The organism is Phaeobacter sp. JH20_29, assembly GCF_048056175.1.
Classification (GTDB): Bacteria; Pseudomonadota; Alphaproteobacteria; order Rhodobacterales; family Rhodobacteraceae; genus Phaeobacter; species Phaeobacter bryozoorum.
The window spans coordinates 110,072-131,539 of sequence record NZ_JAYMWO010000005.1 but is presented as its reverse complement, the minus strand read 5'-3'; the positions used below and the strand labels follow the sequence as shown (position 1 = coordinate 131,539).

General features: G+C 60.4%; 20 protein-coding genes. 10 read left to right on the top strand and 10 right to left on the bottom strand.

What is annotated here, in order from left to right; all coding sequences use genetic code 11:
* Nucleotides 1–151: 151 nt before the first annotated feature.
* Both VWZ85_RS03385 and VWZ85_RS03380 read left to right on the top strand, forming a co-directional pair.
* Nucleotides 152–2,341 (top strand): dehydrogenase E1 component subunit alpha/beta, encoded by a 2,190-nt coding sequence (locus VWZ85_RS03385; protein WP_416587117.1) that lies wholly within the window; start codon nucleotides 152–154, stop codon nucleotides 2,339–2,341.
* Entirely contained in the window at nucleotides 2,338–3,372 is a 1,035-nt protein-coding gene (locus VWZ85_RS03380; protein WP_416587115.1) for an ACP S-malonyltransferase, read from the top strand. The genes VWZ85_RS03385 and VWZ85_RS03380 overlap by 4 nt, the downstream gene beginning before the upstream one ends.
* On the opposite strand, the gene VWZ85_RS03375 is transcribed toward VWZ85_RS03380, so the two are convergent.
* From VWZ85_RS03375 to VWZ85_RS03365, 3 genes are all read right to left on the bottom strand, one after another.
* Nucleotides 3,369–4,946: a DUF427 domain-containing protein gene (locus VWZ85_RS03375; RefSeq protein WP_416587113.1), complete on the bottom strand. Its 1,578-nt coding sequence runs from the start codon at nucleotides 4,944–4,946 to the stop codon at nucleotides 3,369–3,371. The two genes, VWZ85_RS03380 and VWZ85_RS03375, sit on opposite strands and share 4 nt — an antisense overlap.
* Before the next feature lie 175 nt (nucleotides 4,947–5,121).
* On the bottom strand, nucleotides 5,122–5,823 hold the full coding sequence (locus VWZ85_RS03370) for a winged helix-turn-helix domain-containing protein (protein ID WP_416534448.1): 702 nt from the start codon (nucleotides 5,821–5,823) through the stop codon (nucleotides 5,122–5,124).
* Nucleotides 5,795–6,100 carry a hypothetical protein gene (locus VWZ85_RS03365; RefSeq protein WP_416587112.1) on the bottom strand — a complete coding sequence of 102 codons (306 nt, stop codon included), beginning with the start codon at nucleotides 6,098–6,100 and terminating at the stop codon, nucleotides 5,795–5,797. The genes VWZ85_RS03370 and VWZ85_RS03365 overlap by 29 nt, the downstream gene beginning before the upstream one ends.
* A 167-nt stretch (nucleotides 6,101–6,267) precedes the next feature.
* Between VWZ85_RS03365 and VWZ85_RS03360 the strand changes: the two genes are divergently transcribed.
* The 4 genes from VWZ85_RS03360 (at nucleotide 6,268) to VWZ85_RS03345 (ending at nucleotide 10,263) form a co-directional block, all read left to right on the top strand.
* A complete protein-coding gene (locus VWZ85_RS03360; protein WP_340546959.1) occupies nucleotides 6,268–6,765 on the top strand; it encodes a hypothetical protein in 498 nt (165 codons plus the stop codon).
* Nucleotides 6,766–6,875: 110 nt separating this feature from the next.
* The gene (locus tag VWZ85_RS03355; protein ID WP_340546958.1) at nucleotides 6,876–7,493 is read left to right on the top strand and encodes a ribonuclease HII; all 618 of its coding nucleotides are present in this window, start codon (nucleotides 6,876–6,878) and stop codon (nucleotides 7,491–7,493) included.
* 110 nt (nucleotides 7,494–7,603) lie between these two features.
* Nucleotides 7,604–8,707, top strand: coding sequence for a site-specific DNA-methyltransferase (locus VWZ85_RS03350; RefSeq protein WP_340546957.1), 1,104 nt, complete (start codon nucleotides 7,604–7,606; stop codon nucleotides 8,705–8,707).
* 179 nt (nucleotides 8,708–8,886) lie between these two features.
* Complete coding sequence (locus VWZ85_RS03345) at nucleotides 8,887–10,263, top strand: adenylate/guanylate cyclase domain-containing protein (RefSeq protein ID WP_416587110.1); 1,377 nt, start codon at nucleotides 8,887–8,889, stop codon at nucleotides 10,261–10,263.
* A 7-nt stretch (nucleotides 10,264–10,270) separates the two neighbouring features.
* Here VWZ85_RS03345 and VWZ85_RS03340 read toward each other — a convergent pair whose 3' ends face one another.
* Nucleotides 10,271–11,434, bottom strand: coding sequence for an alkane 1-monooxygenase (locus tag VWZ85_RS03340; protein WP_416587108.1), 1,164 nt, complete (start codon nucleotides 11,432–11,434; stop codon nucleotides 10,271–10,273).
* 73 nt (nucleotides 11,435–11,507) lie between these two features.
* Nucleotides 11,508–12,572, bottom strand: a complete 1,065-nt coding sequence (mutY, locus tag VWZ85_RS03335) for an A/G-specific adenine glycosylase (protein ID WP_416587106.1) — start codon at nucleotides 12,570–12,572, stop codon at nucleotides 11,508–11,510.
* Nucleotides 12,573–12,656: 84 nt separating this feature from the next.
* Here mutY and VWZ85_RS03330 point away from each other — a divergent pair, with 84 nt between their 5' ends.
* Both VWZ85_RS03330 and VWZ85_RS03325 read left to right on the top strand, forming a co-directional pair.
* Nucleotides 12,657–13,184 carry a DUF721 domain-containing protein gene (locus VWZ85_RS03330; protein ID WP_416534454.1) on the top strand — a complete coding sequence of 176 codons (528 nt, stop codon included), beginning with the start codon at nucleotides 12,657–12,659 and terminating at the stop codon, nucleotides 13,182–13,184.
* Entirely contained in the window at nucleotides 13,181–13,852 is a 672-nt protein-coding gene (locus VWZ85_RS03325; RefSeq protein ID WP_340546952.1) for a DsbA family protein, read from the top strand. The genes VWZ85_RS03330 and VWZ85_RS03325 overlap by 4 nt, the downstream gene beginning before the upstream one ends.
* 114 nt (nucleotides 13,853–13,966) lie before the next feature.
* On the opposite strand, the gene lpxK is transcribed toward VWZ85_RS03325, so the two are convergent.
* From lpxK to VWZ85_RS03300, 5 genes are all read right to left on the bottom strand, one after another.
* Nucleotides 13,967–14,971 (bottom strand): tetraacyldisaccharide 4'-kinase, encoded by a 1,005-nt coding sequence (lpxK, locus tag VWZ85_RS03320; protein ID WP_416587104.1) that lies wholly within the window; start codon nucleotides 14,969–14,971, stop codon nucleotides 13,967–13,969.
* Nucleotides 14,958–16,154, bottom strand: a complete 1,197-nt coding sequence (locus VWZ85_RS03315; protein ID WP_340546950.1) for a 3-deoxy-D-manno-octulosonic acid transferase — start codon at nucleotides 16,152–16,154, stop codon at nucleotides 14,958–14,960. The genes lpxK and VWZ85_RS03315 overlap by 14 nt, the downstream gene beginning before the upstream one ends.
* 29 nt (nucleotides 16,155–16,183) lie before the next feature.
* Entirely contained in the window at nucleotides 16,184–16,987 is an 804-nt protein-coding gene (locus VWZ85_RS03310) for an inositol monophosphatase family protein (protein ID WP_416542626.1), read from the bottom strand.
* Nucleotides 16,974–18,320 carry a TldD/PmbA family protein gene (locus VWZ85_RS03305; protein ID WP_416537673.1) on the bottom strand — a complete coding sequence of 449 codons (1,347 nt, stop codon included), beginning with the start codon at nucleotides 18,318–18,320 and terminating at the stop codon, nucleotides 16,974–16,976. The genes VWZ85_RS03310 and VWZ85_RS03305 overlap by 14 nt, the downstream gene beginning before the upstream one ends.
* Before the next feature lie 123 nt (nucleotides 18,321–18,443).
* Nucleotides 18,444–19,967: a DUF2125 domain-containing protein gene (locus tag VWZ85_RS03300; protein ID WP_340546947.1), complete on the bottom strand. Its 1,524-nt coding sequence runs from the start codon at nucleotides 19,965–19,967 to the stop codon at nucleotides 18,444–18,446.
* A gap of 132 nt (nucleotides 19,968–20,099) precedes the next feature.
* On the opposite strand from VWZ85_RS03300, the gene VWZ85_RS03295 reads away from it, so the two are divergent.
* Both VWZ85_RS03295 and VWZ85_RS03290 read left to right on the top strand, forming a co-directional pair.
* Nucleotides 20,100–20,849: an SDR family oxidoreductase gene (locus tag VWZ85_RS03295; protein WP_416587101.1), complete on the top strand. Its 750-nt coding sequence runs from the start codon at nucleotides 20,100–20,102 to the stop codon at nucleotides 20,847–20,849.
* Entirely contained in the window at nucleotides 20,846–21,463 is a 618-nt protein-coding gene (locus VWZ85_RS03290; RefSeq protein ID WP_416587099.1) for an enoyl-CoA hydratase/isomerase family protein, read from the top strand. Before VWZ85_RS03295 ends, VWZ85_RS03290 begins: the two co-directional genes overlap by 4 nt.
* The last annotated feature ends 5 nt before the right edge of the window (nucleotides 21,464–21,468 follow it).

The window sequence follows — 21,468 nt, the reverse complement described above, 5'->3', positions numbered from 1 at the left end:
AAAAGGTCGCGCCTCGGCGCGGCCTTTGTCATTCCGCGGAGCGGTCTTTGACCTGAGCAGTATGAGTTTTGCTCATGGGTGCCTGCTGTAATCTCATTGGTAAGACTGGCGCATATCGGCGATAAAGCCCCTGAGCAATAAGGGGTAGGCCATGGATCGCGCCGAGATCGTACATCAAAATTTCCTTGATCGAGTGGTCGCAGGTCGCCTGCCCCCGGGGCCGTCGCCTGTGGGGGACCTTTGCAGCAGTGATGCGGTCGCGATCTTTCGCGCGCAGGTCCTGAGCCGTGCCCTGGACCGCACCAGCCGGGCTATGCAAAAGTCTGGGCAGGGTTTCTACACGATCGGCTCGTCCGGTCATGAAGGAATGGCGGCGGTTGCGCGAGCCTTGCGCGCTGATGACATGGCCTTCCTGCACTACCGCGACGCCGCATTTCAGATCGCCCGGGCAGATCAGGTACCGGGTCAGAGCATTGCCTGGGATATGCTGCTGTCCTTTGCCTGTTCTGCCGAAGATCCGACATCGGGAGGGCGGCACAAGGTGCTGGGATCCAAGGCGCTGATTATCCCGCCACAGACCTCGACCATTGCCAGCCATCTGCCCAAGGCGGTCGGCGCGGCCTATTCTATCGGTGCCGCGCGACGGCATGATCCAGAGCACCGGGTTCTGCCTGACGATGGGCTTGTGATGTGTTCCTTCGGCGATGCCTCGGCCAATCATTCGACGGCACAAGGAGCGATCAATACCGCCTGTTGGGCGTCTGTGCAGTCGACGCCTTTGCCGCTGGTGTTTGTCTGTGAGGACAACGGGATTGGCATATCGGTCAAGACTCCGAAGGGGTGGATCGAAGCGTCGATGTCGCATCGGCCGGGGATGCGCTATTTTCAGGCCGACGGGCTGAATATCCACGACACCTATGCGGTGGCCGGGGCAGCTGCCGACTACGTTCGTCGCTGCCGCAAGCCTGCTTTCCTGCATCTGCGCACCGTGCGGCTCTACGGTCATGCAGGTGCAGACGTGCCGACCACTTACCTCAGCAAGGCAGAGGTTGAGGCGGATGAGGCCAATGATCCGCTGCTGCACTCCGTGCGGTTGCTGTCACAATCCGGAGCTTTGTCACGGGAAGCGGCACTGGAGATTTACACTGAGACCTGCGCGCGGGTTGAACGGATCCGCACAGAGGTCGTCACCCGTCCGCATCTGAGAACGGCAGGGGATGTCAGTGCCAGCCTGATCCCACCAAAGCGGGTCTGTCGCAAGACGAACGGGCCAAGCGGTGAGGTGCGGGCAGAAATTCTGGGCAGCGATCTGCGTGCTCAGACAGACCCCCAGCCGATGAGCCGGTTGATCAACTGGGCCTTGACCGACCTGATGCTGGAGCATCCTGAGCTGGTCACTATGGGTGAAGATGTCGGCCGGAAGGGGGGCGTCTATGGCGTCACCCAGAAGCTGCAACAGCGGTTTGGCCCGGACCGGGTGATTGATACCTTGCTGGACGAGCAGTCGATCCTTGGGCTGGCCATCGGCATGGGACACAACGGATTTGTCCCGATCCCGGAGATCCAGTTCCTGGCCTATCTACACAACGCCGAGGATCAGATCCGTGGCGAGGCCGCGACCCTGCCGTTTTTCTCTAACGGCCAGTTCAGCAATCCGATGGTGCTGCGGATTGCCGGTCTGGGCTATCAGAAAGGCTTCGGTGGCCATTTCCACAATGACAATTCGCTGGCGGTCCTGCGCGACATTCCGGGCATCGTGATTGCCTGTCCCTCGGACGGGGCCGAGGCCGCGATGATGCTGCGCGAGGCCGTGCGTCTGGCGCGAGAGGAGCAGCGCGTCGTGGTCTTTGTCGAGCCGATCGCGCTTTATCCGATGCGTGATTTGCATGAGCCGAAGGACGGCGGCTGGATGCGTCTCTATCCCGCACCTGACCAGCGGATTGCGTTGGGAGAGGTCGGGGTGCATGGCGATGGTCAAGACCTTGCCATCGTGACCTATGGAAATGGCCGTTACTTGGCGACACAGGCCCAGACCGAGCTGAAGGCCAAGGGCGTTTCCACCCGGGTCGTCGATCTGCGCTGGCTCGCTCCGTTGCCAAAGGAAGCGCTGCTTGCGGCCACGGCAGGATGCGACAACATCTTGATCGTCGACGAATGCCGCAGCACAGGAAGTCAGTCGGAGGCGCTGATGGCGCTGTTCTATGAGACGGATGGCGCGCCGATGGCACGTGTCGTGGCGGAGGATTGCTTTATCCCGACCGGTCCCGCCTATGCTGCAACATTGCCGTCAAAGGAGAGTATCGTCGCAGCGGCGCTGCGGCTGACAGGAGCTGACACATGACCCGCACCGCTGTTCTGATCTGTCCCGGACGTGGCACATACAACAAAACTGAACTTGGGTATCTGGCGCGTCACCACGCCGACAAGCAGGCTCTAATCAGATCATTTGACGCAATGCGCGAGGCCGCGGGCCAAGAGAGTGTCACTGCGCTGGATGGTGCTGAGAGATACGCGATGTCCAAATACACCCGCGGCGATGTGGCCTCTCCGCTGATCTATGCCAGCGCGATTGCGGATGCGCAGTCACTCGCCGAGGACATTGATGTCGTGGCGGTCACGGGCAATTCGATGGGCTGGTACATCGCGCTGGCCGCCGCCGGTGCGCTCAGCCCTCAAACAGGGTTTGAGGTGGTCAACACCATGGGTCAGCTGATGCAGCAGCATCTCATTGGCGGGCAGCTGGTTTACCCCTGTCAGAGCGACGACTGGCAGTTGGATCGGCAGCGCAAGACAGAGCTGCTTCAGCTGGTGCGTGACATAGACAGCAGGCCTGATCATCACCTGTCGCTGTCAATCAATCTGGGCGGCATGCTGGTGCTGGCGGGCAATGCCGACGGTCTGGATGCGTTTGAACAGGCTGTGCCGCAGGTGCAGGATCGCTTCCCCATGCGATTGACCAACCATGCCGCGTTCCATACCGACCTACAGGCCCCGGTCGCTGCTGAAGGCCGGTCGCGACTGCCGGTGGACCTGTTCTCTGCGGCAAAGAAGCCATTGGTCGACGGGCGCGGGCAGGTTTGGTGGCCTGGCGGATATTCACTGACGAGCCTCAGGGACTACACGCTGAATGCGCAGGTCGTTGAGCCTTATGATTTCACTCGCGCGGTGCAGGTCGCGGCGCAGGAGTTCGCGCCGGATCTGTTTATCATCACCGGACCGGGGGCAACGCTGGGCGGCGCTGTTGCGCAGTCGCTGGTGCAGATCAACTGGCAGGGGCTCGGTGGCAAGGCTGCGTTCAAGGCGCGGCAGGCGCAGGAGCCGCTGGTTGTAACAATGGGGGGCGAGGCGCAGCGCCTGCTGGTCAGCCGTTAGGACGCGGCGAGCTGGTCGGCATCCATCGCCACGGAAACGGCGAAGGCCTCAACCGGGCGGGAGACATTGTGCAGCGATACCGAGCCAAGCGGCGTCGCCTGCTCCGGGGTTTCCAACAGGTCGCGGCTGACCACGATCGTATGGCCGCAGGATTTGCCATAGTCGCCAAGCCGTGCGGCGATATTGGCGGCCTGACCGATGACGGTGAAATCCAACCGCTCACGGGATCCGACGTTGCCGTAGGTGACACGACCGTAGGCGAGACCGATGGCCGATTCACAGCGCCGCTTGCCCTCTTCGTCGCCCATTGCGTCCAGTCCGGCAACAATTGCCCGCGCCGATTGCAGGGCCTGCGCGCGTGCCTCATCGGGTGTGTCGCCAGCGGGGAACACCGCTAGGACCGCATCGCCGATGAATTTCAGCACCTCGCCGCTGTGTTCATGCACGATCGTCGATACCGTTTCAAAGAAGCTGTTGAGTAGCTCGATATAGGCGCTGCGGCCCAGGTCCTCCTCAAGCCGAGTGGATCCACGCAGGTCGCAGAACATAATGGCGGCATCAATGTCATCGCCATCACCACGCCGGATTTCCCCACCCAGAACCCGCGCGCCGGTTCGCTTGCCTACATAGGTTTCCAGCAGGGACTGTGCGTTCTCCCGCTGCATGAACACTTCATAGTACCGGGCAATAACCGCAGAACATTCGAATATCAGCCCCAGGTTTTCGGTCGAGAACCCTTTCGGATGATGGCTGGCAACCGTCAGCACGTTTATCCGCCCATCGGAGAAGGGCAGCGGCATCGCCACGTAATCGGTTGCGCCCTCTTCCCTCAGATCGCTGAGGATCGGAAAGGCATCGCTGGGCTGATCCAGATCCAACCGCTGCCGGATGCCGCCAAGCCCGTTGGAAACATGGCGCAGAGGACTGTTCTGAAATGCCGGGTGATCGTGGATCTCATAGCTTGGGGCGTAGGTCGTGACCTTGCCGGAGGCGCGGCTCCAGATGAAGTTCTTGCCCGCGATCATCGGGTGCAGGGACCAGGCCATCACCGAGAGGCGCGACAGGTGAACGCCATGTTCGACCAGTTTCTCCGACAGGCTTTGGGTGAATTCCTCAGGTGTCGGCAGATATGCAGCTTCGCGCAGCAGCCAGTCGATCAGCGGTCCTGAAATATTACCGTATTCCGGGACCTCCAGCTGATTGCTGCCAAGGTCGATCTCAACGCGCGCTTCCGGCATAAAACTGACATGGCCTGCGATGCCGGAAGCCTCAGGCAGAGCATCGTCATAGGACCAGGCGGCATTGCAGATGCTCTGTTCGCCAAGTTCCAGATCCTGATAGCCTGCAGTTCCCTTAAACGGGCAGAAGGTCTGGTGCCCGTTGGCAGGCGTCAGGCAGGTGTGGATATCGTCACGGGGAAAATAGATGGCAGCAGGTCGGCGGGTCTCATACATCACCTTGGCACGGGTGCTCTGGGCGATGATCCTGCCACCGAGCCGCGCCGTAACCGGGCCGCGCAGCTCCTCTACCATAATTCCATATGCAGGTCTTGCGGTGCTGGCGCGCATGTTCATGAGGGCTGTTCCCGGGTGGACTGACAACAAGGGATCCATGTTGCCTGGTTTTCTACTATGTGGTGGTTTCCCGGCAAAATGCCAGAGCTGCACAGGGAATTGATCCATTGGATAAGGGCAGAGGGTCCTGTCAGTATGCGGTAGCGGGATCGGTGACCTCCCTGCGCACGGGGGGTCACACCATGCGGATCACATCCTTGCTGATCGACAGGACATAGCCGCGCTTGGCGATATTCTTGACCAGAAGTTCGCTGACCATCTGATTGCCCAATGTATCGCGCAGCCGCTTGATCCGGGTCGCGCCTGCGGCCTCTTCGCAGTCAATGGAGGGGCGGCCAGATATCATCGCCTCGATCTCCGCACCGGAGAGGACATCGTCATCAAGCCGGGCCTCGGCCAGAACTGCGAGCGTTTCCATCGCTGCGGCGGTCAGTTTGAAGCCCATGGTATTTAGGTAGACGGTGTTTTCTTCGCGGCTGATCAGCAGTTCAGTCACTTGGATGCCTGCGCGTTCGATCTGGACCATGCGCCGGTTCAGCATGACCAGCATGGCCAGAACCACCAGCGCAGCCACCATCATCATGGTGGCAAAGACCATCAGCACAAAAATTACCATCCGATAGCTGGTCAGCGTATCGGCAAAGGCGGTGCCGGACTGGGCGAGGATCTCCAGCAGCTTGATCTCGGCCTGCGTGGTAAGGTCGTTTTCCACAAAGACCCGCTCGACCCTTGCGTTGAAAGCGTTGGCATCGGGAAGCGTCAGCAGCAGCACGGTACCGGCAATCGCCAGCAAGGCAACGATGGCAGTGATCCCCAATGCGATGACGCGGCTTCCCGCCGCGCGCACCTCAGAAACGGAGAAAATAGGGTCCGGCATCTGTTTTCCTTTGTTCCAGCCCGTCGGGACCAAAAATGGACAGAACATTGAGCAAGGTCCAGCCCGCTGCCAACAACCGGTCGGAGATTTCGGCCTTGGCGGCCGGCTTGCTGCAGCCGCCGCCGAGCTGGATCACGCCGTAATGCAGCCGCAGGGGGGCATCCTGTTTCGCCTTGTAATCGGCGTAACACTCGGCCGCTGCGGCCGGGCCCGTATCGCTGAGCATACCCATGGCAAGACCGGCAATCAGAGCTGTGGAGATAAGGAGGTTTTTCATACCCTCACACTGCGCATTTGTCGCGGGATATTCAATAACAACAGGCGATTGCGGGTGGTGATATTCGATAACAAGGCGCCGTTATTGCCTGTCCGCACGGTTCCGAACCAGGCTGATTGCATCGGTCATTTGGCCTCATGTTTTCAGAACTTCAGGAAGGACATCCCATGTTTCGCAGCAGTCGCATTGATGTAAATGCCAAACCGCATCGCAAATTCATCACGCTGATCGTTGCCGCAGCGGTCGCGGTGACCGGGTTTTCCGCGGCGCCTGCACGGGCGGATGAGGATGTTGCCAAGGTGCTGGCGGGTCTCGCCGTGCTTGGCATTATCGGTGCAATCGTGAAGAACAATCGAGATGATGATCAGCCACAGGTCACCCGTCCGCATCGTCCGTCACATGGCAAGCCGTATCGGCCTCATCATCCCAGACCGCTTCCGCCGCATGTGGCGCGCTATGATCTGCCGGCACAATGCGTGCGCTATTTCCCGCGCTACAGCCAAAGCCGGACTTTGATGGGGCAGGGCTGTCTGCGCAAACAGTACGGATTTGAGCACACCCTGCCGCGCGCCTGCCAGGTGACCTTCTGGAATGGCAAACGCAATCGTGTCGGCTATCGCCCGGATTGCCTCAAGGACCGCGGCTATCGCATTACCCGTCGCTGAGGTCGGCGGGACCTGGGTTCGAGCAGACTTGGGGGCTTCGGCCCCCTCTTTTTTGCGCGGTATATGCGGTCGGACTTGAAACCCGGCTTAAAACCCGGTCAGACCAAGGGATGGATTATCCCGATTACACATTGGAAGCGGCCGCCCGTGCGCGTGGCCATATACGTATTGCAGGCGTGGATGAGGTTGGTCGTGGCCCGCTCGCCGGACCGGTGACCGCCGCCGCGGTCATCCTGGACGCCGACAATATTCCCGAGGGGCTGAACGATTCAAAGAAGCTAAGCGCCAAGCGGCGCGAGGCGGTCGAAGCGTCGATCTTTGCGCAGGCCGAGGTTGCGATTGCTCATGCCAGCGTCGAAGAGATTGATTCCCTGAACATTCTGCGCGCCTCGCATCTGGCAATGGAGCGGGCCGTTGCAGCCCTGGATCCGGCGCCGGATTATTTGCTGATCGATGGCAATCTGATCCCCAAGGGTCTGCTCCAGACGTCGGAGTTCGTGATCAAGGGAGACAGCAAATCAGTCTCCATCGCGGCGGCATCCATCGTGGCAAAACTGGCCCGTGACCGGATCATGGTGGATTTGGCGCAACAGTTTCCCGGCTATGGCTGGGAGAAAAACGCAGGCTACCCGTCCAAACAGCACCGCGACGCCCTGGTGAACCTGGGCGTGACCCCACATCATCGGCGTTCCTTTAAGCCTGTCCACAACATATTGTATCAAGAGTGAACCTCATCACCTTGTTCTAAAAAACAAATTGACCTCGAATCCACGATGACTCATCCTGTGGACAACCAAAATGAGCGCAAAAATGCGCCGTGGTTATCGAGGCAGAGCAAATGAACAAAACACTTACACGGGGCGCCGCGGCGCTCCCGCTAAACGCGATCCTTGACGGTGACTGTATCGACGTGATGTCCGGTCTGCCGTCAAATTCGATTGATCTGATTTTTGCGGATCCCCCCTATAACCTTCAGCTGAAGGGGCAATTGCATCGTCCTGACAACAGCAAGGTCGATGCGGTTGATGACCACTGGGATCAGTTTTCCAGCTTTGGCGTCTATGACGAGTTTACCCGTGCCTGGCTTAAACAGGCGCGCCGTATCCTGAAGCCAAACGGCTCCATCTGGGTGATCGGATCGTACCACAACATCTTCCGAGTCGGCACAGCGGTGCAGGACGAAGGCTTCTGGATCCTCAACGATGTGATCTGGCGCAAGTCGAACCCAATGCCGAATTTCCGTGGCAAGCGTTACACCAACGCGCATGAGACGATGATCTGGGCCTCAAAATCCGAAGGCGCAAAATATACCTTCAACTATGAGGCGCTGAAAGCGCTGAACGAAGGTTTGCAGATGCGTTCGGACTGGGTCATGCCGATCTGTACCGGCCATGAGCGGCTGAAGGATGAGGCCGGCAATAAGGCGCATCCGACGCAGAAACCCGAGGCGCTGCTGCACCGCATTCTCGTTGGCTCGACGAATCCGGGCGATGTGGTGTTGGACCCGTTCTTTGGCACCGGCACCACGGGCGCCGTGGCAAAGATGCTGGGCCGTGAATTTATCGGAATCGAGCGCGAAGCCGCCTACCGTGAAGTTGCCGAAAAGCGCATCAAATCCGTACGCAAGTTCGACCGCGAAGCGCTGCAGGTCTCTGCCAGCAAACGTGCCGAACCGCGCGTCCCCTTTGGTCAGCTGGTCGAGCGCGGCATGTTGCGCCCGGGCGACGAGCTTTATTCGATGAACCGTCGGCACAAGGCAAAAGTGCGCGCAGACGGCACGCTGATCGGCGACAATATCAAGGGATCAATCCATCAGGTCGGAGCGCATCTGGAAAACGCGCCCTCCTGCAATGGCTGGACCTACTGGTGTTTCAAGCGGGACGGAAAGACCGTGCCCATCGACGTGCTGCGCCAGCAGATTCGGGCAGAATTGCAAAACTGACCCCACCCTTTCACAACCTGTGTGAAACCGCAGGCGCTGTCGCATTGTCGACGGCGCCAACCTTGCCCCGCCGTCATGGCGGGGTCTTTTCGTTTCAGCGCTGTCGGTTCAAGGGGTGCATCCGTTGGCAGCTGCCGTTAGTTTGACGCAAGACCGGCGCCAATGGATGGATACATATCATGGCAGTAACCGCCTCCGCCCCCGCTCCTGCCTTGGATAGCGACGAAGCCATTTTCAGACAGGAGAGCCCCTATGCGCTGGATGCGCTAACAGAGCACAAACGCAATGGGCTGGAGCTTGCGGTGCGGGCGCGCTGGATCGCCATGGCCGTAACGGCGGTTTTTCTGATCTATGTGAACCCCAAATGGGATGTGCTGTATTATCACTTTATCCTTGCGTTGCTGTGTCTGAACGGCTGGCTGATCCGCCGGGTTGGACGGGTTGGGCAATCACGGCTTGAGATGCTGCTGATTTTTGCCGATCTGTCGATCATGACCATCGGAATGGTTCTGCCAAATCCGCTGAGTGTCGACGATACGCCGCTGCCTATTCAGTATCGGTTTGGCAATTTCATCTATTTTTTCATCATACTTGCCGCGGGGACTCTGGCCTATTCCTGGCGCACGGTGGTTGCCATCGGCATCTGGACCGCAGTCATCTGGCTATTTGCGGCGGTCATGGTCTGGTGGCTGACGGATCCGGTGCCCGGCCTGACCGAACGGGTGCTTGAGGTTGTGGGCTATGATCCGACCATGGCTGAATTTCTCGATCCGAACAGCTTTCTCCTGCATCAGCGCCTGCAGGAGGTTATCGTGTTCTTTCTGGTGGCAGTGACGCTGGGTATATCCTCAAAACGGCTCTACGCGCTGATCCAGAATAATGCTGGTCTTGAGCGTGAACGGGCCAATCTGTCACGGTATTTCTCGCCCAATGTGGTGCAACAGCTGTCGCAAAATGATGAACCGCTGAAGCAGACCCGCCGTCAGGACGTGGCCATTCTGTTCATTGACATTGTCGGGTTCACCCGCCTAGCGGCCGAGCGCGACGCCTATCAGGTGATTGACCTCTTGCGCGATTTTCATGGCCGCATGGAAAAGGAGGTGTTCCATCATCATGGCACGCTGGACAAGTATCTGGGCGATGGTTTGATGGCGACCTTTGGCACACCGCTGGCTGGTCCGAGGGACGCAAGTAACGCCCTGGCTTGCGGGCGGGCCATGCTGGCGTCGGTGGCGGAATGGAATGCCGAGCGACGCCGCTACGGCGAGGCAGAAATCCGCGTTGGCATCGGTGTTCACTATGGTGAGACGGTGATTGGCAATATCGGCGCAAACCGGTTGGAATATGCGGTGATCGGTAACGCGGTGAATATTGCAGCCCGACTGGAGGAGCGCACCCGCGAGATGAACGCTCAGATGGTGATCAGCGAGACCCTGCGGCAGCGTGTGGAGGACGAAGGCGGCGCCAGAGATCTGCAAGCAGGTTTCGTGCAGCACGGCGCATCTGAACTGCGTGGGCTGACCCGACCGATGACACTATGGGCGCTGCCCCGCTAGGTGTCCGCTAGGCGCCCGGACCCGCCGGTGTCGGGTCGGGGCGGTCTTCGTGGCAACGGGCCGCATTGTAGGCGCTCCAATCGGTGATGTCAGGATAATACATCTGCCGCCAGCGCCGCACTCGCGGGTTCATGATCCGCCGCCACAGCGGTGGTATCATCGCCGCAACTGTCATGACCGGATAGCCGTAGGGTAGCTGGGGAGCATCGGTTGATGTGTGGTTCTGAAGCAGGGGAAAGCGACGATCGGGTTTGTAGTGGTGGTCGGAATGGCGTTGCAGGTTGATCAACAGCCAGTTTGACGCCTTATGGGCTGCATTCCACGAATGGCGCGGCATCACAGGCTCAAATTTGCCCCCGCCCAGATATTTGCGCGTAAGACCGTAGTGTTCAACGTAGTTCACCAGTTCCAGCTGCCAGATCGCGACACCCGCCTGGACCAGGAACAACCCAACGCCGAGCATCCCGCCCAGCACAAGGGCCATCAGCAGAAACGCGGCTTGCAGCGCCCAATAGCGAAAGAACGGGTTGCGCCGGTCAGTCCAAGGTAGGTTGCGGCGCGCCAGTTGTGCTCTCTCAGCCCGAAACGCAGACCGCCAGCATTGCCACAGAACACGCGGATAGAAACGATGGAAGCCCTCGTTGTAGCGCGCTGTGACCGGATCGCGGGGTGTGCCGACATGGCGATGATGCACGAGCAGATGCTCGGATCTGAAGTGAGAATAGAGCACCATTGCCAGCAGGATATCCGCCAGCCAACGCTCCAGTCTGCTCTTCTGGTGCATCAATTCGTGGCTGTAGTTGATCCCTATTGTGCCGCTGAGGACGCCAACACCGAAGAATACCCCGAATTTCTCCGCACCCGAGAGATGATCGGCGCCAGGCACGTAGATTAGCATGGCAATCAGGAGCAGGACCTGCACCGGAACCCAGGCAATGGTCAGTGAGGAATACCAATGAAGATCTTCTTCGGGTGTGAGCGGATCCGCGTTTTCAAGATTAAGCCCGAAGACCCCGTCCAATGCCGCAAAGAGATACCAGGTGACGAAGGGCGGCAGCAGGATGAGCCAGCCACCATAAAGAGCGGCGAGCCCGACCAGCGGCACCAGCAGAAAGGACAACCAAAAGGGCAGGGCGGCCTGCCAGCTGCGCAGAGTCTCGGCGGATATCATTCCAGTACAGCCTCATTCAGGTCAGGCGCGTTCGTGGCCAACTATGCGCCCTGCCCGGATAAAAGAGAAGGCATCAGCGCCCCTTCCAGAGATCGAAGGCCTTGCGCATCACCGTCGGCAGGTCGGTGGGTTTGAAGTCATGTCGTTTTATCACGCGCTGACTGTCCTGCGGTGTGAAACCGGGTGGCAGCTCCGCCAGCATGACCTGCAGGACCAGGTGAAAATGGGTGAAGGTGTGACGCACCTCCGCCCCCGGATCCTGCCAATCGGCCTCAAACGGTGGGGCTGGGGCCGGATCGTCGTTCCAATCGCTGCCCGGCCAGCCCAGCATACCGCCCAGCAACCCCTTGTTCGGGCGCTGCTCCAGCAACCAGTCGCCATCGCAGCTGCGTGCCAGATAGACGATGCCAAGGCGGGTTGGCTTGGGTTTCTTAGGGGTTTTCTTTGGCAGTTCCAGAGCTGTGCCAGCCGCACGGGAAGCGCAGGGGCTGCGCCATGGGCAGATGCCACAGGCCGGATTGCGCGGTGTGCAGATCGTCGCGCCGAGATCCATTACCGCCTGAGCGTGGTCGCCCGGGCGCATCGCTGGGGTCAAGGCTGCAGCTTTCTCTTTCAGCTGGGGTTTGGCCGCTGGCAGGGGAGTATGGATATCGTAAAGCCGCGCCATCACCCGCTCGACATTGCCGTCCAGCACGGTTTCCGGGCGGTCAAATGCGATCGCCGAAATGGCGGCGGCGGTATAGGGGCCGATGCCGGGTAGGGCGATCAGCCCGTCATAGGTATTCGGAAAGGTGCCACCGTGTTCCTCGGCCACGACGCGCGCGCATTTCAGCAGATTGCGTGCCCGTGCGTAATACCCAAGACCTGCCCATTCCCCCATGACATCTGCATCCGCCGCCGCCGCGAGATCTGCCACCGTCGGCCAGCGGCTGGTGAACCGGTGGAAGTAGTCCTTGACGGCAGCCACAGTGGTTTGTTGCAACATGACCTCGCTCAGCCAGATGCGGTAGGGATCGGGCCAGATACCGGCGGCGCGATCCGACGGGCTGACACGCCAGGGCAGGCTGCGCGCGTGCTGGTCGTACCAGTCCAGCAAATCACGGCTCTGCGGGTGGCTCTCGCTGTTGAGGTCACGCATTCTTTATCCTTTATGGCCCGGTTTCGCTGGTTCTCGCATAGCAGCCCTTTACAATAGGGCGAGCAGTCTAGCAAAACCACGGTCATGGCAGTGCAACGGACAAAATCTCGCGGGTTCAAGCGAACATCGCAGCTTCTGAACGATCAGATTCGCAAAGCCGGCGAAAGCCGGGGCTTTGCGGTGTCGCGCCTGCTCACCCATTGGGAAGAAATTGCCGGTCCCGACATCTCCTCTATCGCGCGCCCGGTCAATGTGCACTACGGGCGCGGTGGATTTGGAGCGACGTTGACGTTGTTGACCACCGGTGCCCATGCGCCGATGCTGGAAATGCAGAAAGAGCCTCTGCGCTGCAAGGTGAACGCGGTTTACGGCTATAACGCAATTTCCAAGGTCCGGATTACCCAGACCGCGCCCACTGGCTTTGCCGAGGGGCAGGTTTCCTTTAAATACGCTCCGAAGGTCCGCAAACCCCAGGCGCCTGATCCGCAGGACGTGGCGGCGGCAGCCGAGGCTGCGACCGGGGTCGAAAGTGATGAATTGCGCGCAGCGCTTGAACGGCTTGGGCGCAACGTGCTGACGAAACAGAAAACTCTTAGAAAGGGGTATGAATGACCCGTTTGATGTCCGGCATCTTTGCCTCCGCTGTCGTTGCGGCGGGTGTCTATGGTTATGCCGCATTGCAAGGCGGCACCTCTCTGCCCGGCAACCCGCTGGTTGGGGCGGCCTACGCGCAAGATGCAGAGGTTGATACCTCCACCATCGTCGAGATGGTGCAAGGTGCCGAAGATGCTCCGGTGACGCTGATTGAATATGCGTCCTATACCTGTCCGCATTGCGCGAATTTCCACCAGGGTGCGTACAAGCAGCTGAAGCAGGATTACATCGACACCGGAAAGGTGAAGTTCATCTACCGCGAGGTCTATTTCGATCGCTATGGCCTTTGGGCGTCGATGATTGCACGCTGTGGAGGACCTGAGAAGTTCTTCGGGATCAGCGACCTGATCTACAAGGGGCAATCTGATTGGGCCCGAGCGGGTGGCGCGACTGAAATCGTTGATGCGCTGCGCAAGATCGGGCGGCTCGCAGGTCTGGAAGAGGAACAGCTGGAGGCCTGTCTTCAGGATGGGACCAAGGCCCAGACCCTCGTCAACTGGTATCAGGAAAATGCGACAGAGCATGGCATCGAGTCCACGCCGTCGTTCATCCTGAACGGCAAGAAAGTGGAAAATCAGTCTTATGAGGCGTTCAAAGCGCTGATCGACGCCGAACTCGACGGCTGATACCCCTTCCTTTGGGAAAATGCAGATAGGAAAACCCGCCCGGTGACCGTGGCGGGTTTTTTGCAATCTGCTGCCAGACTGGATGAGAGTGCACCGCGTCTTCTTGCCCGAGTGTTATGGAGGCGGTGGAGCGAACTTGCGGATTTGGGCCAGAAGCGCGTCATCGTTGTCGATCTGCAGGCGCACCGGTAGCGTGATCACCTTGTTGCGAAAACTCTCCGGCAGCCGGACCGCGTCCTTTTCGGTGGTGACCATCTGGGCACCGATCAGCTTGGCTTCGGTTTCCAGCCGGGACATCAGGGCAGTGGACAGGGGTTGGTGATCGTCCAACGCTTCACTACGGCGCAGATCCGCGCCAAGGTCACGCAGCGTCTCGAAGAATTTCCGTGGATGGCCAATTCCTGCGAATGCCAGCACCGGCGTCCCCTGCCAGGGCATTCCGGTTTTCAAAGGCTCCAGTGCGCCGGAGTAATGTGGGCATGTCGTCAGGGCATCGCTCCAGGCTGACTGGAACCGTGCCTGCGCCTCGGGTCGGCCCAGCGACAATACCAGATCGGCGCGCGCAAGGCCCGTAGCCACCGGTTCACGCAGTGGACCGGCGGGCAGGCAATGGCCATTGCCAAACCCACGCTCCGCGTCGACGACGACCACGGAAAGATCCTTGTGAACACTCGGGTTCTGAAAGCCGTCATCGAGCAGTATGACTGTGGCACCAGCCGCGGCAGCCGCCTGCGCACCAGCGGCGCGATCCTCAGCTTTCCAGACCTCTCCAAAGGCCGCCAGGAGCAGGGGTTCGTCGCCAACCTGACTGGCGCGATGACGGCCCGGATCGACCTGCACAGGACCGGGCAGAGAGCCACCATAGCCACGGGTCACCACATGTGGCTCATGCCCCATATCCCTGAGCCGTTCGAGAAACCAAATGACCGTTGGCGTCTTGCCGGTGCCACCGGCGTTGATGTTGCCGACACAGATCACCGGAACAGCCACCCGTAGCGCGGCGCCCTGCGCCAGGCGTCTGGCGGTGGCATATGCGTAGATCCGGCCAAGCGGCGCCAGCAAGGTCTTGCGAATATCGAAGTCTCCGGCGGGCTTGTGCCAGAAGTCAGGAGCTTTCATATCGGTCCTCTCGCTTGTCCAGCAACTCCTGGACGCGATCCATAAGGTGGTCGGTCATATCGGCGCCTTCTGTGACGATCTGCCAGCCGGCAAGCGCCATCTCCGCCGCCCGATCAGGGGCCGACAGGCTGAGCACGCCCTGCGCGAGATCTTCGGCATCGTTGATTTTCAGCGCGGCACCAACCTCTGTCAGCCGCTCATATAAGGCGGCATATGTGCCAAGACCCGGCCCATGCAGGATCGCCGACCCGAGTGCTGCGGCATCCAGCGGGTTCTGTCCGCTTGCGTGGCGGGGCAGACTGCCGGCCAGCAGACACAGTGGCGAAAGCCGGTACCAGAGACCGGTGTCTTCGGAAGAGCTGAGCAGGACTTGGGTGTATTCATCAGGCTCTTCGCCGCTGTCCCAATCGGCCAGCTGCAGGCCGCTGGCGATGATCGCATCGCGGGCCTCTGCGAGGTCCTGTTCATCGCGGATCGCGATTACCAGAAGCAACCGATGCAAAAGCCGCAGTACGCTGCGATGTGCCGTCAGGATGGTTGGTAGATCACCCAGCTCGGTCTGCGCAGAGAACCAGACCGGGCGGCTCCCCAGCTGGGCCTGCATATGGGTAAGCTCATCGCTGTTGCAGCCAGGGGGCGTGGCCGACAACCGCAGGGGATTGGTCTGTTGGATCCGATCTGCAGCGACACCGAGCCGGAGCATCTGCGCTCGGGCCTCATCTGACGGGGTCATGATTTCGCTGAAGCGGTCGAAAAGCCGACGGCGCTGGTCCGGCAACCAACGACTGGTGCGATCGGGCAATTCTCTCGCTTCGATATCAACCAGTAGGCTGTCGATCTGACGTTCGCTCATCTGGCGCATCAGTCCACGACGGAGGTCTCCCCCCGACCAGATAAGCAGATCGGGGCGCCAGTGATCGAGAAACATCCGCACGTCGGCCGGGGTGTCATCTGGCGGTGGTCCCGCAGCGAGGTCGCAGCCCTCGACCAGTGGCCTGTTCGTGATGTCGCGGCTCCACGTCACCAAAACAGACAGATCGGGTCGAAGCGATTTCATACGGTTCCCGACATCGCCGAGAGCCATGTAGCGCTCTGTCGTGGAAGCGTGGATCCACAGCACTTCGCCTGCGGGACGGGCAGGCCAGCGGAGGCTGCGGTCGGATGCGGCGGAAGGTCTCGACATGGCTACGGTTTTCCTGCTGCGCGCGGCTGTCAGAGCGGGCGAAGGCCGGGACCCTTCGGATCGAGCGCGGCAATCAGTTGTTCGTGCAGTCGCGGCGGCGCAGCGACAACGCCGTTGAGCGTAGGGTGAGGGTTGTTGAACCGCAAGCCGACGCCGAACCTGTCGCTGCACAGCCCTCCGGCCTCGCGCAGGATCAGGTCACCCGCTGCGATGTCCCATTCCCAACTGGGGCGCAGGGTCAGCATGGCATCAAAGCCCGCATCCGCGACCCGCGCCATTCGGTAGGCAAGCGAAGGGCGATGACTGCGATTGAACGCGGGTACCATGCCATTGTGCCAGTGTTCGGGGTCCTGCAGCGGTCTTGCCGCCAGAACATTTGCGGCGTTGAGGTCATCCTGTCGGGAAACCTCGACTGCTGTGCCATTGCAGGTCGCGCCTTGTCCAAGTGCTGCGCAATACATCAGCTCGCGCTGGGGCAGGTAGATGACTGCCGCCGTGATCGTCCTGTTATGCGCAACCGCCAGCGAATGGGCCCAGGTCCGAGATCCTTCGGCGAAACTGCGGGTGCCGTCGATAGGATCGACGATAAAGATCTTTTCACGGTTCAGACGTGTGCTGGTGTCTTCGCTTTCTTCAGACAGCCAGCCATAATCCGGGCGGGCGCCGGGCAGCACGTCGGCAAGCAGCTCGTTGACGGCGATATCAGCTTCCGTCACTGGCCCGCCACCGTCTGGTTTCTCCCATTTCTGCGCTTCGGGCCCAGAGTAGCGACAGGCGATATCGCCTGCCTGCTCTGCTGCGCGGATCAGCAGGGAAAGATCAGTTTCCGGCAAGGGTCATCCCCTCGACCAGCAATGAGGGCACAATGCGGGACAGATGGGTTCGCGCGTCATTGGCTGGAACAATACCGCGCAGCATGTCGCGCAGATTGCCTGCAATCGTGCATTCATTGACGGGATAGGCAATCTCACCGTTTTCCACCCAGAAACCGGCGGCCCCGCGAGAATAATCGCCGGTATTCGGGTTGATGGTGGATCCAATCATCGAAGTGACCAGAAGGCCGGTGCCCATATTGGCAATCAGATCGGCGCGGCTATCGGGACCTTGGGTCAGCGCGATATTCCACTGCGATGGGGATGGCACCGAGCCGACACCGCGTGCCGCGTTGCCAGTGCTTTGCATCTCCAGCTTGCGGGCCGATGCGAGATCGAGCGTCCAGCCGGTCAGCATCCCGTTGTCGATAATGGCGCGGCGCTGCGTCGGCAGGCCTTCGCCATCGAAAGGACGCGATCCGGCAATCCGGGGGCGAAAGGGGTCTTCCGTGACGCTCAGATGCGTCGGCAGAATCTGATCTCCCAGAGCGTCCTTCAGCCAGGAGGACCCGCGGGCGATGCTCGCACCGTTCACCGCAGCCAAAAGATGGCCGATCAGAGAGGACGAGACGCGTTCGTCGAACAAAACCGGGTAGCTGCCGGTTTCCGGTTTGCGAGCGCCCAGCCGTTCGACTGCGCGCTCACCAGCCTGTCGTCCGATGTCATCAGCCGGCCGCAGATCTGCCTGGAAGGTTCGGGAGTCGCCGTCATAGTCACGTTCCATGCCGGTTCCGCTTCCTGCGATGGCGGTACAGGAGATCGAGCGGCTGCTGCGTTGGTAGCCACCGGAAAACCCGTTGGTCGCGGCCATATGGACCTTATGGCTGCCGTATCCGGCCGCCGCAGATTGTACCTGGGTTACCCCCGAAACGCCGAGGCCAGCCGCCTCAGCCGCCAGTGCATCCTCTTGCAAGGTGGCAGGGGCCGGTTCGTCGCTGGGATCAAAGAGCTCCAGCGCGGCGAGATCCCAATTCTGCGCAAGCTGGTGCGGTTCGGCCAGACCGGCATAGGGGTCCTCGGGGGCCTCGCGTGCCATCGCGACAGCGCGTTCCGCCATGGCCGTCAGGGTTTCGTCCCGCATGTCCGAGGCCGAAACGCAGGCCTGACGTTGCCCGACAAAGACCCGCAGGCCCAGATCCACCCCTTCGGACCGCTCGGCATGTTCCAGCGTGCCCTGACGCACTTCGATGGAGAGAGAGCTGCCTTCTGCCACCATCGCGTCGGCGGCATCGGCCCCCGCCTTGCGGGCGGCATCAAGAAGAGCGTGGCTTAGGCTTTCGGGGGTCTGGGTCATGGGCACCTACATGGGTTGAACATCACCTAGAGCTAGCCAGCGCAGCGAGAGGCTGCAAGGGCGCAGACAAAAAAAGGGGCCGCAATTTGCGGCCCCGATCATCCAGTCAGTCAGGTACTGTGGTTACTTGATGCGCTGGCCGTTCGCCTTGATCTGACCGTCCTCTGACACTTCGATCTTGGAGGTCAGCGTGTCCTCGCCATCGCCGGGAACCGCCAACATGCCCATCATCATGCGCGCGCCCATGGCGTCGCTGTCCGAAACCAGACCCATTCCGATCAGCTTGTCCAGCAGCGTGTTGGCGCCCGTCAGCGTCAGGTTTGCCTCACCAGAAGGTGCCGGCATGCCGTCGAAGCTTTCCAGATCGTCATTGTTGAAGGCAAAATCCCCGGTGCCGGTCAGTTTTGCGCCTGCTACGGAGACTTCGAGCGCATTGACGGTCAGCGCGTGCAGCTCACCCGGCGCCTGTTCGCCGTTTTCCACCTCAGCCATTGCTTTCGGGTCAAAGAAATCGAAGGCCAGTTTTGCCTTGCCTGCCAGATCCAGTGCAACGGTTGCGGGATCGTGAGGCAGGGCACCGGTGGGATCCACCATACCCCAGAGCATTTCCGGCACGTCAAAGTCGCGCAGCAACACACCGAGGGCGAAATCCTGCTCTTCGTCGGATTGAGCAATCGGCATGGTCAGTTTGAAGGCGGCTTCGGCCATGGACAGCGCCAGCGGGAACGGCAGGTCCGAGCTGGTGATATTGGTTTCGGTGCGATTCTGTTTGACGTCATAGGTCAATCCGTCGAGACCCATGCTGAAGCCAATTGCTCCGCCTTCTGAGTTGCTATCCAGCGCAAAGGTATCGGTACCATCCTGGCCGCTGATTGCGCTGTTGCCACTTACAAAGTCAAATGTACCTTCGGCGTTGAAGCCACCGCGCAGCAGCGCCGCCATATCGTTGGTTTCCAGCCCTTCGGGAACAATTGTCGTGCCCGCGAAGCGCACACCCTGCATCGCCCCTTTGAAAGAGCCGCCATCGTTGGTTTCAGGCACCGTGATCGTCGCGTCAAAATTCAGCGATTCACTGGTCATTGTCTGGTTGTAGGCGCGGACGTCAGAGTTGGTCATGACCGTTTTTGTCACAACATCCGCCAGCGTCATGGTCAGCTGTACGGTTTCGGCAGCGATGTCTTCGTCCGGGATCTTCAGATCCGTCAGCGAGATTTTCATCAAGCTGCTGGCATAATCATAGGTCATCTCATCCGTGTCGCCGGAAACCAGCATCGGGCTGCCGTCGTGGGTGTAAACAATGGTCCCGCTGGCGACACCCTCTGGGCCGTCCATTTTGAACATCATCGGCATGTCTGCGGGCAGCATGATATTGACTGTGCCATCACCGTTTTCGACGAACTTGATGTCGGGGAGGGTCAGCGTGCCGCTGGTGTTTTCCTCCATGATTGGCATGGCCATAGAGATGTCAGAGACGGTCAGCGTATCGCCGGACATAGTCTCGGTGCCATTCACCGTATAACCGGTGGCCGTCATGTAGGACTTCCAGTCCGACCAGACATCTTTTGCCGTTACATCTGCCAGGGCCGCCTGCGCAGAAAACGCCATAACAATCGCAACACCGCTGCTGCGGGCGAGGAAAACGGACATAAGTATACCTTTCGTGGTCTATTTTGCGCCATGGTTGGCCGGAGGAGGTGCCGGGTCAAGGGGGCATCCCACTGGACCGTTCCCCCTAACCAGTCTACCACATTTCAAAACAGGGATTTGGAGATTAATAGTATGGAGATCAAGGGCAAGACAGTTGTGATAACCGGCGCGAGCCGGGGTATCGGTGCCGATACGGCCCGTGTGTTTGCCGCTGCCGGGGCCAATGTGGCCTTGCTGGCAAGGAGTGAAGACAGCCTCGCCGAGCTGGCAAAAGAGATCGGCGGAAAGGTGCTGACCTTCGCCTGTGACGTGGCCGACTACCAGGCTGTAGCGGCCGCTGTCGCGCAAACCGAGGCGCAGTTTGGGCGGATTGATATACTGATCAACAATGCCGGTGTGGTCGATCCGATTGCCCGTCTTGAAGCGGCCGATCCTGACGACTGGGCCCGGCTGATCGACATCAATGTGAATGGTGTATTCAACGGAATGCGTGCGGTCCTGCCGGGGATGAAAGCAGCGGGTGGTGGAACAGTCCTGACCGTCAGCTCGGGTGCTGCGCATAACCCGGTGGAAGGCTGGAGTGCCTATTGCGCCTCCAAGGCGGCTGCCGCGATGCTGACCCGGTCCCTGCATCATGAAGAAGCGGCAAATGGCATTCGCGCCATGGGGCTGTCTCCGGGCACCGTAGCAACGGAAATGCAGCGGGTGATCAAGGCCAGCGGCGTCAATCCAGTCAGCCGGTTGGATTGGTCAGATCATATTCCGGCCGAGTGGCCGGCGCGGGCTCTGCTGTGGATGTGCAGCGCGGCGGCGGACGACTTGGTCGGAACCGAAATCTCGTTGCGTGATGAGGGCATCCGCAAGCAGGTCGGCCTGACATGATCGACCTCGACATCGGAGAGGACGGTCTTTGGACGGTCACCTTGAACCGGCCGGACAAGGCCAACGCATTGACCGTTCAAATGCTGGAGCAGCTCTGCGATATCGCGGCCCGCGCGCAGGGCGCGCGTGGGCTGATCATCACGGGGGCTGGCCGTGTTTTCAGCGCCGGTGCGGATCTGGATGCGGCGCGGGCCGGTCTTGCCACATCGCCATTGTGGGAGCAGCTGTCGGGAGCCATTGCCGACCTTCCCTGCCTTACCATTGCGGTGTTGAACGGCACTTTGGCGGGCGGGGCAAATGGGATGGCACTGGCCTGCGATCTGCGAATCGCCGTGCCAACTGCGAAGGTGTTTTACCCGGTCATGAAGCTTGGCTACCGCCCGCAACCCTCTGACGCGCGGCGCATGTCGGCGTTGATCGGTCCCGCGCGCACGAAGCTGATCCTGGCCGCTGGACAGAAGATCTCCGCCGAGGAGGCGCAGCAGTTTGGGTTGATAGACCGGATCGTGCAGCCTGAGGACTTGATGGAGACAGCCCGTGACCTGATGGCGGATAGCCTCGCCGCCGAGATGGATATGGCGCAGGCGATCCTGTCCGATTGCACACGAGTCTAAACGCC

Bases quoted from the DNA above. Each gene is read 5' to 3' on its own strand.
- VWZ85_RS03290 (WP_416587099.1), top strand. From the start codon at position 20,846: ATGATCGACCTCGACATCGGAGAGGACGGTCTTTGGACGGTCACCTTG.
- lpxK (WP_416587104.1), bottom strand. From the start codon at position 14,971: ATGAAAGCTCCTGACTTCTGGCACAAGCCCGCCGGAGACTTCGATATT.
- VWZ85_RS03385 (WP_416587117.1), top strand. From the start codon at position 152: ATGGATCGCGCCGAGATCGTACATCAAAATTTCCTTGATCGAGTGGTC.
- VWZ85_RS03295 (WP_416587101.1), top strand. From the start codon at position 20,100: ATGGAGATCAAGGGCAAGACAGTTGTGATAACCGGCGCGAGCCGGGGT.
- VWZ85_RS03360 (WP_340546959.1), top strand. From the start codon at position 6,268: ATGTTTCGCAGCAGTCGCATTGATGTAAATGCCAAACCGCATCGCAAA.
- VWZ85_RS03375 (WP_416587113.1), bottom strand. From the start codon at position 4,946: ATGAACATGCGCGCCAGCACCGCAAGACCTGCATATGGAATTATGGTA.
- VWZ85_RS03340 (WP_416587108.1), bottom strand. From the start codon at position 11,434: ATGATATCCGCCGAGACTCTGCGCAGCTGGCAGGCCGCCCTGCCCTTT.
- VWZ85_RS03370 (WP_416534448.1), bottom strand. From the start codon at position 5,823: ATGCCGGACCCTATTTTCTCCGTTTCTGAGGTGCGCGCGGCGGGAAGC.
- mutY (WP_416587106.1), bottom strand. From the start codon at position 12,572: ATGCGTGACCTCAACAGCGAGAGCCACCCGCAGAGCCGTGATTTGCTG.
- VWZ85_RS03355 (WP_340546958.1), top strand. From the start codon at position 6,876: ATGGATTATCCCGATTACACATTGGAAGCGGCCGCCCGTGCGCGTGGC.
- VWZ85_RS03325 (WP_340546952.1), top strand. From the start codon at position 13,181: ATGACCCGTTTGATGTCCGGCATCTTTGCCTCCGCTGTCGTTGCGGCG.
- VWZ85_RS03305 (WP_416537673.1), bottom strand. From the start codon at position 18,320: ATGACCCAGACCCCCGAAAGCCTAAGCCACGCTCTTCTTGATGCCGCC.
- VWZ85_RS03330 (WP_416534454.1), top strand. From the start codon at position 12,657: ATGGCAGTGCAACGGACAAAATCTCGCGGGTTCAAGCGAACATCGCAG.
- VWZ85_RS03365 (WP_416587112.1), bottom strand. From the start codon at position 6,100: ATGAAAAACCTCCTTATCTCCACAGCTCTGATTGCCGGTCTTGCCATG.
- VWZ85_RS03300 (WP_340546947.1), bottom strand. From the start codon at position 19,967: ATGTCCGTTTTCCTCGCCCGCAGCAGCGGTGTTGCGATTGTTATGGCG.
- VWZ85_RS03380 (WP_416587115.1), top strand. From the start codon at position 2,338: ATGACCCGCACCGCTGTTCTGATCTGTCCCGGACGTGGCACATACAAC.
- VWZ85_RS03315 (WP_340546950.1), bottom strand. From the start codon at position 16,154: ATGTCGAGACCTTCCGCCGCATCCGACCGCAGCCTCCGCTGGCCTGCC.
- VWZ85_RS03350 (WP_340546957.1), top strand. From the start codon at position 7,604: ATGAACAAAACACTTACACGGGGCGCCGCGGCGCTCCCGCTAAACGCG.
- VWZ85_RS03345 (WP_416587110.1), top strand. From the start codon at position 8,887: ATGGCAGTAACCGCCTCCGCCCCCGCTCCTGCCTTGGATAGCGACGAA.